A 315-nucleotide genomic window follows, 5' to 3' on the forward strand; every position below is an offset into this window, starting at 1 on the left:
ATCGCGCGTCAGATGATCACTCGCGCGACCACGGCCAACGTGCCGTTCTCGTTCGTGGCGGCGGACAGCGTGTATGGCACTGGAGAGATCGAAACCCTGCTGCGCAAGGCGGGCAAAGGCTATGTCCTGGGTGTTGCGTCCAATCATGTGTTCCGCTCCTGGGGCAAGCAGCGGCCTGTCGCCGGCACCGCCGCCGCGATCGCGCGGAGCCTTCCCAAAAAGGCCTGGCGCCGCCTGTCGTCCGGCGGAGGGACCAAAGGTCCGCGCTGGCACGACTGGGCCTATCTCGAGCTGGCCGATCTCGAAGCCAGTGAA

Annotated in this window: 1 pseudogene; it reads left to right on the top strand. The window is 66.0% G+C overall.

The annotated features are described in order from the left end of the window. A pseudogene (locus CWO89_RS45400) lies at window positions 1–315 on the top strand (IS701 family transposase); the annotation flags it as partial.

This window comes from Bradyrhizobium sp. Leo170 (assembly GCF_004296405.1).
Taxonomy (GTDB): Bacteria; Pseudomonadota; Alphaproteobacteria; order Rhizobiales; family Xanthobacteraceae; genus Bradyrhizobium.